General features: G+C 59.7%; 12 protein-coding genes and 1 pseudogene. 7 read left to right on the forward strand and 6 right to left on the reverse strand.

Translation table 11 applies throughout. The annotated features are described in order from the left end of the window. Positions 1 to 2 precede the first annotated feature (2 nt). Positions 3 to 1,178, forward strand: a complete 1,176-nt coding sequence (gene tuf, locus Q0M35_RS14015; RefSeq protein ID WP_295316361.1) for an elongation factor Tu — start codon at positions 3 to 5, stop codon at positions 1,176 to 1,178. A gap of 111 nt (positions 1,179 to 1,289) precedes the next feature. Here the strand turns inward: tuf and Q0M35_RS14020 are convergent, their stop codons facing one another. From Q0M35_RS14020 to Q0M35_RS14040, 5 genes are read right to left on the reverse strand one after another with little or no spacing between them, the layout of a single operon-like run. Continuing rightward, positions 1,290 to 2,768, reverse strand: a complete 1,479-nt coding sequence (locus tag Q0M35_RS14020; RefSeq protein ID WP_295316363.1) for an aldehyde dehydrogenase — start codon at positions 2,766 to 2,768, stop codon at positions 1,290 to 1,292. Between the two features lie 8 nt (positions 2,769 to 2,776). Beyond that, the gene (locus tag Q0M35_RS14025; RefSeq protein WP_295316365.1) at positions 2,777 to 3,811 is read right to left on the reverse strand and encodes an LLM class flavin-dependent oxidoreductase; all 1,035 of its coding nucleotides are present in this window, start codon (positions 3,809 to 3,811) and stop codon (positions 2,777 to 2,779) included. A 2-nt stretch (positions 3,812 to 3,813) separates the two neighbouring features. Next, on the reverse strand, positions 3,814 to 4,728 hold the full coding sequence (locus Q0M35_RS14030) for a flavin reductase family protein (RefSeq protein ID WP_295316367.1): 915 nt from the start codon (positions 4,726 to 4,728) through the stop codon (positions 3,814 to 3,816). Next, positions 4,725 to 5,513, reverse strand: a complete 789-nt coding sequence (locus Q0M35_RS14035; protein ID WP_295316369.1) for an alpha/beta hydrolase — start codon at positions 5,511 to 5,513, stop codon at positions 4,725 to 4,727. Before Q0M35_RS14035 ends, Q0M35_RS14030 begins: the two co-directional genes overlap by 4 nt. Further along, on the reverse strand, positions 5,485 to 6,084 hold the full coding sequence (locus Q0M35_RS14040; RefSeq protein WP_295316371.1) for an amino acid synthesis family protein: 600 nt from the start codon (positions 6,082 to 6,084) through the stop codon (positions 5,485 to 5,487). The genes Q0M35_RS14035 and Q0M35_RS14040 overlap by 29 nt, the downstream gene beginning before the upstream one ends. Before the next feature lie 105 nt (positions 6,085 to 6,189). On the opposite strand from Q0M35_RS14040, the gene Q0M35_RS14045 reads away from it, so the two are divergent. From Q0M35_RS14045 to Q0M35_RS14065, 5 genes are all read left to right on the forward strand, one after another. Next, the gene (locus Q0M35_RS14045; protein ID WP_295316373.1) at positions 6,190 to 7,032 is read left to right on the forward strand and encodes a LysR family transcriptional regulator; all 843 of its coding nucleotides are present in this window, start codon (positions 6,190 to 6,192) and stop codon (positions 7,030 to 7,032) included. Between the two features lie 316 nt (positions 7,033 to 7,348). Further along, complete coding sequence (rpsJ, locus tag Q0M35_RS14050; protein ID WP_169639408.1) at positions 7,349 to 7,669, forward strand: 30S ribosomal protein S10; 321 nt, start codon at positions 7,349 to 7,351, stop codon at positions 7,667 to 7,669. 18 nt (positions 7,670 to 7,687) lie between these two features. Next, entirely contained in the window at positions 7,688 to 8,563 is an 876-nt protein-coding gene (rplC, locus tag Q0M35_RS14055; RefSeq protein ID WP_295316376.1) for a 50S ribosomal protein L3, read from the forward strand. Next, positions 8,560 to 9,177: a 50S ribosomal protein L4 gene (gene rplD, locus Q0M35_RS14060; RefSeq protein WP_295316378.1), complete on the forward strand. Its 618-nt coding sequence runs from the start codon at positions 8,560 to 8,562 to the stop codon at positions 9,175 to 9,177. Before rplC ends, rplD begins: the two co-directional genes overlap by 4 nt. Further along, entirely contained in the window at positions 9,174 to 9,470 is a 297-nt protein-coding gene (locus Q0M35_RS14065; RefSeq protein ID WP_295316380.1) for a 50S ribosomal protein L23, read from the forward strand. The genes rplD and Q0M35_RS14065 overlap by 4 nt, the downstream gene beginning before the upstream one ends. Positions 9,471 to 9,562: 92 nt before the next feature. Here the strand turns inward: Q0M35_RS14065 and Q0M35_RS14070 are convergent, their stop codons facing one another. Further along, positions 9,563 to 10,276, reverse strand: coding sequence for a DUF533 domain-containing protein (locus tag Q0M35_RS14070; protein WP_295316382.1), 714 nt, complete (start codon positions 10,274 to 10,276; stop codon positions 9,563 to 9,565). A gap of 331 nt (positions 10,277 to 10,607) precedes the next feature. Here Q0M35_RS14070 and rplB point away from each other — a divergent pair. After that, a pseudogene (rplB, locus tag Q0M35_RS14075) lies at positions 10,608 to 10,705 on the forward strand (50S ribosomal protein L2); the annotation flags it as partial.

Consider the following 10,705-nt stretch of genomic DNA (forward strand, 5'->3'; position numbering starts at 1 on the left):
TCATGGCAAAGGCAAAGTTTGAACGTAATAAACCGCACGTGAACATCGGCACGATTGGTCACGTTGACCACGGCAAGACGACGCTGACGGCTGCGATCACGAAGTATTTCGGCGACTTCCAGGCGTATGACCAGATTGACGGTGCGCCCGAGGAGAAAGCCCGCGGGATCACGATCTCGACCGCGCACGTGGAATACGAGACAGACGCGCGCCACTATGCGCATGTCGACTGCCCCGGCCACGCGGACTACGTCAAGAACATGATCACCGGTGCCGCGCAGATGGACGGCGCGATCCTTGTCGTGAACGCGGCCGACGGCCCGATGCCCCAGACGCGCGAGCACATCCTGCTCGGTCGTCAGGTCGGAATCCCGACGATGGTCGTCTATATGAACAAGGTCGATCAGGTTGACGACGACGAGCTGCTTGAGCTGGTGGAGATGGAAATCCGCGAGCTGCTGAGTTCTTATGATTACCCCGGCGACGACATTCCCGTGATCCCCGGCTCGGCGCTGGCGGCGATGAACGGCGAAAACCCCGAGATCGGCGAAGAGTCTATCCGCAAGCTGATGGCGGCTGTGGACGAGTGGATCCCGACGCCTGAGCGTGCGATCGACCAGCCGTTCCTGATGCCGGTCGAGGACGTGTTCTCGATCTCCGGCCGTGGTACGGTTGTGACCGGTCGTGTCGAGCGTGGCGTGATCAATGTGGGCGACGAGATCGAGATCGTCGGCATCCGCGACACCAAAAAGACGACCTGCACAGGCGTGGAAATGTTCCGCAAACTGCTGGATCGCGGTGAAGCCGGCGACAACATCGGCGCGCTGCTGCGCGGTGTTGAGCGCGAAGGTGTTGAGCGCGGCCAGGTGCTGTGCAAGCCCGGTTCCGTGACGCCGCACACCAAGTTCGAGGCCGAGGCCTATATCCTCACCAAAGAAGAAGGTGGCCGTCACACGCCGTTCTTTGCGAACTACCGCCCGCAGTTTTACTTCCGGACGACGGATGTGACCGGCACGGTTCAGCTGAACGAAGGCACCGAGATGGTGATGCCCGGCGACAACGTGTCGTTCGGCGTTGAGCTGATCGCCCCGATCGCGATGGAAAACGGTCTGCGCTTTGCGATCCGCGAAGGTGGCCGCACCGTCGGCGCGGGCGTTGTGTCGAAGATCACAGAGTAAGCCCGCGCGTGCTGCAACCCGGTTGCAGCACCCGGCAGCGACAAAGAAAAGGCCGCAGCATACCCGCTGCGGCCTTTTTGTTGTCGGCAGGGGCCACCGGAGGGCGGGAGGTCAGCGCATGACAAAGGGATTGGCCATCGGTGTTTCCGACGTACTGATCCAGGTCGTTTTGGTGCGTGTGTAATCACAGATCGCCTCCATGCCGGCTTCGCGCCCGTATCCGGACTGGTCAAAGCCGCCGAACGGCGCAATCGGGGATACTGCGCGATAGGTGTTGACCCAGCATATCCCTGCCTTCAGCCGCGCGGATACCCGGTGAGCACGGGCCACGTTCTGAGTGAAAACACCGGAGCCGAGGCCAAAGGGCGTGCTGTTTGCAATCGCAATCGCTTCGTCCTCGGTGTCAAAAGGCAGGAGCGACATGACAGGTCCGAACATCTCGACTTTCAGCGTTTCGGTGTTTGCATCGGGACATTCGACGAGCGTCGGAGCCATGTAATTCCCCGGGCGGTGCAGGGGCGCGCCGCCAAACCGTATCGTCGCGCCGCCGGCTAAGGCAGCGGCCAGCGTCTCCTCAATTTTAGTAATCTGACCGGCCGTGCACAGCGGGCCGATCTGAGTGTCTGGCTCAAGAGGATCACCAATCTTCACACCTGCCATCTTTTCTTCGATTTTCGTGGCGACGGCTTTGAGCACAGAGCGATGGACAAGTCCCCGTGTGCCCGCAACACAGCTTTGCCCCGACGCGCCGAAATTGCCCGCGATCAGACCGTTGGCGGCCCCGTCAAGATCAGCGTCCTCAAAGACGATAACGGGAGACTTGCCGCCCAGTTCCAGCGTTGTGACCGCGAAATTTTCCGCTGAATTGCGCACCACATGCCGCGCCGTTTCCGGCCCGCCGGTAAAGGCAATGCGATCGATGTCGGGATGGCGTGTCAGCGGAATGGCACAGTTTTCAGCGTCACCCGTGATCACCGAGACCACGCCCGGCGGGAATCCTGCCTGCTCGATCAGCCGGGCGAATTCAAGAAGCGGCGCAGGAGCAATTTCGGAGGCTTTCAGCACAACCGCACAGCCTGCGGCAAGCGCTGGTCCGAGCTTTGTCGCCGTCAGGAACATCTGGGCATTCCAGGGCACAATCGCGGCCACCACTCCGATCGGCTCGCGCCGCGTGAAAACATGCATGTCCGGTTTATCGATGGGCAGCACCGCACCTTCGATCTTGTCAGCCAGACCTGCGTAATAGCGATAGTAATCACCGACATAGGCCGTCTGGCTGGCCGTCTCCGCCAGCAGTTTTCCACTGTCGGTCGTTTCGATCCGGCCGATGTCCTGCGCATTTTCTTCGATCAGCCCGGCAAGACGATAGAGAAGTTTCCCTCTTTGCGTCTGGGTCATGTCACGCCAGACAGGGTCGTTCAGAACACGCCGTGCCGCACCTGTGGCACGGTCCACATCCGACTTTGAGGCACAGGCGAATGTTGCCCAGTCCTGCCCTGTTGCGGGGTTTTGCGATGCCATAATCCGGCCTTCCGAGCCCTCGCACCAGATGCCGTCGATAAAGAGCTGATAATGCGGTTTCTTATCCATCTGAACCCTCATCTGAAAGCCGGCATGACATCATTGATAAACCGCTCCAGCGATGCGCGTTTGCGCTCAAAGCTCATGCCGCTGTCAATCCAGAACGCATATTCATCATACCCGAGATCCTCATATTTTCTGATTTTTTCGATGATTTCGTCCGCCGTGCCAATGGTCAGATCGCGCGCCATGTTTTCCGGGGCCATCATCGTGTTGGACGCCATCTCTTCATCGGACAGCGGTGCGATCAGACCGTTTTCGACAGGGCGTTTGTTCTGAAACCACGCTCCGAAATGACAATAGAAACGTGACAACTCACGCGCGGCCCGGGCCACATCCCCGGCATCAGAGCCGACATAGCTGTGATGCAGCAGCATGATCTTCGGGCGCGGCCCGTCATATCCGGCGCAGGCGTCATTGAAACGCGCCATCAGTGTTTCAATTTCCTGCAGGCCCTGCCACAGGGGCGTCACCTGAATGTTGAAGCCGTTCCTGACGCCGAACTCATGACTGTTCGGGTCCCGCGCCGCGATCCAGATCGGCGGGCCGCCGTCCTGCACCGGTTTCGGCACCGCCGTTGTGGCGGGAAAGCTGTAAAATTGCCCTTGATGCGCGCAGTCTCCGGCCCAGAGTTTCGGCAGCAAAGGAGCCGTTTCCCGCATTCTCTGCCCGGCCTCCCAGGCATCCATGCCCGGCACCAGCCGCTCGTACTCGTAGGAATATGCGCCCCGTGCAATGCCAAGCTCAATGCGTCCGCCGGTCAAAAGATCGGCTGATGCAGCTTCACCAGCCAGTTTGATCGGATGCCAGAACGGTGCAATGACCGTTCCCGTACCCAGCCTGACGTTCTTTGTGTGCGCTGCGATATTTACCAGCGACATCAGTGGGTTGGGTGCAATGGTGAACTGCATCCCGTGGTGCTCGCCTGTCCAGACTGCCCGCATCCCACCGTCATCCGCCATTCTGCACAGGGTAAGAAGTTCCTCGTTGAGTTGAGCGTGTGGCTGGTCAGGCGTCAGAAGTTCCATATGCGCAAAGAGCGAAAACTCCATGTTCAGGTCCTTTCCGGTAAAGGGTGAATGTCACCGCGCTCGGAACCACCAAGGTAAAAACCAAAGCTGCGGGTCTGTGATTCTACAGCAAAGCGGATCATCATGGCGTGAACGGGTTTTGAGGCGAAGGGCAGCTTTGGAATGTCAGAGACCGGGTGAAGCTCAAGGCTGCCGGTGTAAGGCGCTGAGGCTGACGCAAGAATATATGACGACCAGGTTTTACCGTCGTCGAACACCGAATAGGCGGGCCCGAGGCTGATGTGCAGTCCGCGTTCTGCCATGCTGTCGACGAGATCTTTCCGCAGGCGACTGCTGTCCGGGACAGGTATTTGCGGCGGTCGAAATCCGGCATCTGTTTTTTCCAGCAACACGCCATCGCCATTGGTCACGATCACACCGCAGATTGTCGTGCTGCCTGCGTGCCCGAGCGCTGATCGTTCCAGCCCGAGGCTGAAAAACTGCCCGCCCGCGTAGCCTAGCCCCCGTCCTTCAGTGTGCTCAAAGCTGCGGACCCTGCCGATGAGTATCCTGTGATCTCCCGCCTCAAGGGACTGGTGCGTGCTGCAGGAAAACTGTGCCAGTGCGCCGCGGATCAATGGGCTGCCCATCTCATCCCGGATGCAACTGACCCGGGCAAAGCGATCGCCGTTATAGACGGCGAAGGTGTTCGCCACCTCCTCCTGGCCTTCTGAGAGGACATTCACTGCAAAATGCGAACAGGTTGCAAAGTTGTCAAAACTTGACAGAAACCGGCCGGGACAGACGAGCAAAAGCGGCGGATCAAGCGAGACGGATGTGAATGAATTCGCGGTAAAGCCAACGGGCGTCCCGTCGGCCTTCTGTGTCGTCACAACGGTGACGCCCGTCATGTAGCTGCCAAAGGCTTTGCGCAGGGCGCGCTTATCCGGGCCGGTCATGCGGGTGCCTCCTGTGCAAGCTCGCGCAGTGCTGCATTCACGACTTCCGGATGGGTCAGCGGCAGCATATGCGCCGCTCCCTCAACGATGATGGCTTGTCCGCAGGGCGTCAGACCAGCCATTGCGCGGGACATATCCGGCGTTGAATTCGGCTCAAGCGCACCGGTGATAAACCGCGCGGGGGATTTTATTGCTGCAAGTGATGCGCGGGTCGGCGCGTCTGCAAGGGCAAAGGCCGTATAGGCCTTTTTGTATCCCGCCGGGTCCACCTCCTGCAGCCATCTCCTGCAGGCTGACCGCTCTGGTGACGGGTCATCCCCGAACCAGCGATGAAGTGTGGCTGCGGGATCGGGCACTGTTTTTCCGTCAAGGCCCGCTGCGCGCGCCTGAACCGCCTGAGCAGCACCGGCGCTGCGCTCAAAAACGGCATTCAGGGCGGCAACGGCACATACCTTTTCGGGAACAACACTGGCCAGAGAAAGCGCAATCATCGCGCCCATGGAGTGACCGATAACAAGTGCGCGCCCGGGCAGTTCTTCAAGAACGCGGCGTATCGCGCCGGTGTAATCCGCGAGCGTCATGTCACCGGCCGGGCAGGGGCTGAGACCGTGTCCGGGCATATCGGGTGCAATCACATGACCGCAGCCTGCCAGCGCGTCAAACTGGTGTTGCCAGGCCTCGGACCGCAGGCCCACGCCATGCAAAAGCAGCATCGGCCGCCCCGTGCCGGTCTCGGTTATGGCAAGGCCCGCGATCTCAGACCGACGCAGGGTTGTCGAGGTCATGGCCCAGATCCTTCAGGTCCTGATAGCGATCTCCGATACGGTGATGTGGCCTGCCAGAGAGCGCCGCGCCGAGGACCACGACAACCTCGTCATCGCGCGGTGCATCAGGGATGGCGAACTGGATCGTCAGATAATGCGAGCGCCGGCCGGCATCGTTCTTGTCCATCAGCGGCACCTGAATCGGCGCGTTGGCCGGGCCGCGGGTGTTCGTAAAGGCAAGATAGGATTTTGCCTTAACAGCCTCGCGGTAAAAATTTCCGAAACGCAGAGTGTGGATCAGTCCGGAAGCGTGCTCTATCTCGCCGTCGAGTCCGACCACGGCTGCCTTTCCATAGGCCTCAATCTGCGCGCCGCTGCCGGCAAGAGCGATCATCCGGTCCGCCATCATACTGCCCAGAACCGGACCATAGGCGCGGATCTCAGGTGTGAGGTCTTCGACATAGCGGCTCGCCCAGGGGTTTCGCAGCACCGCCGCCACAGCAAACAAACGCCAGGGCGTTTTTGCGGCGCGGAACCCTTCGATGAAAACCTCTTCGTCATAGGTCACGATTTTCCGGATGTCGGGCGTCATGGTCACTCCTCATGGTTGACCGGAACAGTAGAAAGCCCCTGAAATTTTGACAAATGAATGAAAGTCACGCTTAGGTATTACAAACACTAATGGCAGAGTTGACCGTTGAGAAAAAATCTTCCCCCGCTGACCTGGCTGCGCTCTTTTGAAGCTGCGGCGCGGAACCTGAGCTTTACCGCTGCCGCCGAGGAGCTCGGACTGACGCAGTCCGCCGTCAGCCAGCAGGTGAAATCGCTTGAAACACGGCTCAGATCGCCGCTCTTTGTGCGCCATGCCCGGGGGCTCGCACTGACCGATGCGGGACGCCGCCTGTTGCCGGAAGTGGGTGGCCCGTTGCAGGCGCTGGCCGTGGCGATGGACAGGGCCGATGCAGGGCCGGACAAGGGTCTGCTGACCATCGCCGCTTCTGTAAGCGTCGTGCAATGGGTCGTCGCCCCCCTGTTGCCGGATTTCACGCGACATCACCCCGCGCTCAGGCTCAGGTTTCTCAGTGCGATCTGGCCTGACGATTTTCAGTCGGCCCGCGCCGATCTCGAAATCCGTTTCGGATCACTCAGGCAGGCCGGAGAAAACGCCGTACTTCTTTTGCCCAACAGGCTTGTTGCGCTGAAATCACCAGAGTTACGCGGTGCGCTGGAAGACCTTCCGCTGATTGAGGCGGTTGGCACTTCGGGCGGCTGGCAAACCTGGGCAAAAGAAGTCGGAGACACCAGGCCCCCCTCTTTTTACACCGACACATACGGAATGGCTCTGCAGCTGGCGGTGCATGGCAACGGCGTGGCGCTGGTCAGTGAACTGCTGGCGGCTCATGCTCTGAAATCGGGTCTTCTGGAGCCTGCGCACCCGGCGTCAGTTGCCGCCGATGAGGGCTATTACCTCTCGGTGGCGCCTGAGAAGCCGGAGGCCGGTCGGTTGCGCGACTGGTTGCTCGAAAAGGTGTCGGCCTGAGCCTGTCTGATGCTGCGATAGCCCGGGCGCCAGGGGTCACTTTCGCGGGTTTGCTGCTTTTGGATGCCTTATTTTACCGTGCGGCAGGTCATCTGGCCGGACCGGGGATTTCACGCACGATCAGAAAACCTGAAAAGGCCGGTGATTTTCCGAAGAATCTCATTGCGTTTCGCAAAGCGACCCTCTAAACGACCCAAATCCAATCGGGGTGCGGTCAGCCGCGCCCTTTTCCGTTGGACCACAAGTCGCGATGAGGGTGTGCGATGAGCGCCCGTCCTCCTCTCCGGTCTGAACCCTGATATAAAGGGTGATGCATATGGCCGCACAAAGCCAAAACATCCGCATCCGCCTCAAGGCGTTTGACTACCGTGTGCTGGATGCTTCCACACAAGAAATCGTCAACACAGCAAAGCGCACAGGTGCTTCCGTTCGCGGCCCGATCCCGCTGCCGAACAAAATCGAGAAGTTCACCGTTCTGCGTGGCCCCCACGTTGACAAGAAATCCCGTGACCAGTTCGAGATCCGCACGCACAAGCGCCTGCTGGATATCGTTGATCCGACCCCCCAGACCGTGGACGCGCTGATGAAGCTCGACCTCGCCGCTGGTGTGGATGTCGAGATCAAACTGCAATCATAATCGTCGGAGGGTAATCTTATGTTGCGCTCAGGCGTTATTGCAAAAAAAGTCGGTATGACCCGGCTCTTCATGGAAGACGGCAAGCAGATCCCTGTGACCGTTCTTCAGCTCGACAAGCTGCAGGTTGTGGCACAGCGGACTTCCGACAAAGACGGCTATTCGGCTGTTCAGCTCGGTGCCGGTTCAGCCAAAGCCAAGCGGACATCTCAGGCCATGCGCGGTCACTTTGCAGCTGCAAAGGTAGAACCCAAGCGCAAGGTTGCCGAGTTCCGTGTGGACGAGGAAAATCTGATCGGTGTGGGTGAGGAAATCACCGCGAACCATTACTTCGAAGGTCAGTTCGTCGACGTGGCCGGCACCTCGATCGGTAAAGGTTTTGCCGGTGCGATGAAGCGGCACAACTTCGGTGGTCTGCGCGCGACACACGGTGTGTCGATCTCGCACCGTTCGCACGGCTCCACCGGCCAGTGTCAGGATCCGGGCAAGGTTTTCAAAGGCAAAAAGATGGCGGGTCACATGGGTGCTGCCCGTGTCACCACGCAAAACCTGCAGGTCATCCGCACAGATGCCGACCGTGGTCTGATCATGGTCAAAGGCGCTGTACCAGGCTCAAAAGGCGGCTGGGTTACAGTCAAGGATGCGGTCAAAAAGCCGTTCCCTGAGAATGCGATCCTGCCGGCGGCGCTGAAATCCGATGCCGAGGCCGCGGCGAAAGCCGCTGAGGAAGCCGCTGCAGCAGCAGCCGCAGAGGCCGAGGCAGAAGCCAAGCGTCTGGCAGAAGAGCAGGCGGCTCAGGAAGCCGAACAGCTCAAAGCTGCTGAAGCCGAGATCGAAGCTGAAAAGTCCGATGACGCACCCGCTGCGGACGAAGACAAGAAAGAAGGTGACGCATGAAACTCGATGTCATCAAACTCGACGGCGGCAAAGCCGGATCGGTAGACCTGGACGAGGCGCTCTTTGGTCTCGAGCCGCGCGCCGACATCCTGCACCGGGTCGTGCGCTGGCAGCGTAACAATGCACAGGCCGGCACACACAAGGTGAAGACGCGGAAAGAAGTGAGCTACTCCACCAAGAAGATCTATCGCCAGAAGGGCACCGGCGGCGCACGCCACGGCGCGCGCTCTGCACCGATCTTCCGCGGTGGTGGTGTTTACAAAGGCCCCGTTGTGCGCAGCCACGGTCACGAACTGACCAAGAAGTTCCGCAAGCTGGGTCTGTGCCACGCGCTTTCCGCAAAGCTGAAAGCAGGCGAGCTTGTGATCATTGACGATGCATCATCCGACGGCAAAACCGCGGCTCTGGCCAAACAGGTGAAAAACCTCGGCTGGAAACGCGCGCTGGTCATCGACGGTGCCTCTGTGAATGAAAACTTCGCTCAGGCAGCCCGCAACATCGACGGTCTGGATATCCTGCCAACGATGGGCGCAAACGTATATGACATCCTCAAGCGTGACACTCTGGTGATCACAAAAGCGGGTGTCGAAGCACTGGAGGCCCGGTTGAAATGAATGCCAAGGCAGAACATTACGACGTGATCCGCAAGCCGATCATCACCGAGAAAGCAACCATGTCGTCTGAGAACGGTGCGGTGGTTTTCGAAGTGGCGATGGACAGCAATAAACCCCAGATCAAGGAGGCCGTCGAGGCGCTCTTTGGTGTGAAGGTCAAAGCGGTCAACACCACGATCACCAAAGGCAAAGTCAAACGCTTCCGCGGCCAACTCGGCAAGCGGAAAGACGTGAAGAAGGCCTATGTGACGCTGGAAGCCGGCAACACGATTGACGTGTCTACCGGGCTTTAAGTCTTCGTCTTTGTACGACAATCAGAACCCCGGCTTCGCAAGAGGCCGGGGTTTTTTCATGAGCAGGCCGTAATTTGCCCGGGTGATGCGGTTCAGGCGCTCAGCGGCGGTACGCCCATCCGCGTGTGGATCGCGTCGCGCTGAGCGTCACTCAGCCCGAGGCCACCCGCCAGTTGTCTGAGATACGCGGCTTCCGCAGCATTATCCACGCGGATCGCAGCGAGAGAAGTGGCATAGATCTGCTCGCGACCGGCGGCGCCCGCATCCTGCACAAGTCCGTGCAGGTCAGAGGGTTTGCTCAGTTCTGCCTGAACAAAGGCGCGCTCTTCATCGCTGATGTCTCCGAGCCTGTCCAGAATCGCGCTCTGTTCGGCCTGGTCAATCTCTCCGTCGGCTTTCGCGGCCTGGATCATTGCACGGATCATTAGTTTTGCCTGCTCTTCCATGGCATCGGCGGCAGGTGTGCCGGCGAACATCGCCTGCATCAGATCAGCGCTGTGTTTGCTGCCCGCCTCGGCGGCGCCCTGCATGCTGGACATCAGACCACCAAGACCGGCTGCACCTGCTTCGCTCGCATCGGCTGTGGCTTTTCCCAGTTGGTCCAGAAGTGACTTCACCTGATCGGAGCCACCCGGAATGCCGAACCTGTCTGCCAGTTGTCCAAGCTGATCGGCCATGTCGCTGGTGCCCGCACCTTTGAGCGCATCCTGCATTCCGGCCATACCGCCCATGTCCTTATACTTGTCCATGCCCTTGGCTGCGGCAAACCCCATAGCTACGGCTGCAAGCGCTTTAACAAAGCTCATTTCATCTCTCCTCCACATTAAATCCGCCGGCAGCCTAGCACTCAGGCGCCGCAACACAAAGAACGCCGCAAAAGCTTTCTGTCCTGCCCGGGGTCTGGTTGTCTCACAGAAACTAACAGGGCTGCCTGGGAGGCCGCGCGGAATATACCCGATTTCGGCGCTGTGCGCTTGACCCTGCTGGCCACGTCTCTTAAAGGAACCCATCGGCACAGCCCCGGATTCGTCCGGGGCTTCCTCTTTGTCCGTATGGACATCCAAGTCGGGCACCTACGGGGGCCTTTATACCATAGGCGGGGCAACCCGCCGTTTAGCAAAACGGAAGACAGACAACATGGCACTCAAGTCGTATAAACCGACGACGCCGGGCCAGCGTGGGCTGGTACTGATCGACCGTTCGGAGCTCTGGAAAGGCCGCCCGGTCAAAGCCCT

Origin of the sequence: Roseobacter sp., from assembly GCF_024639605.1 — a bacterium.
In the GTDB taxonomy this organism is placed as follows: domain Bacteria; phylum Pseudomonadota; class Alphaproteobacteria; order Rhodobacterales; family Rhodobacteraceae; genus Roseobacter.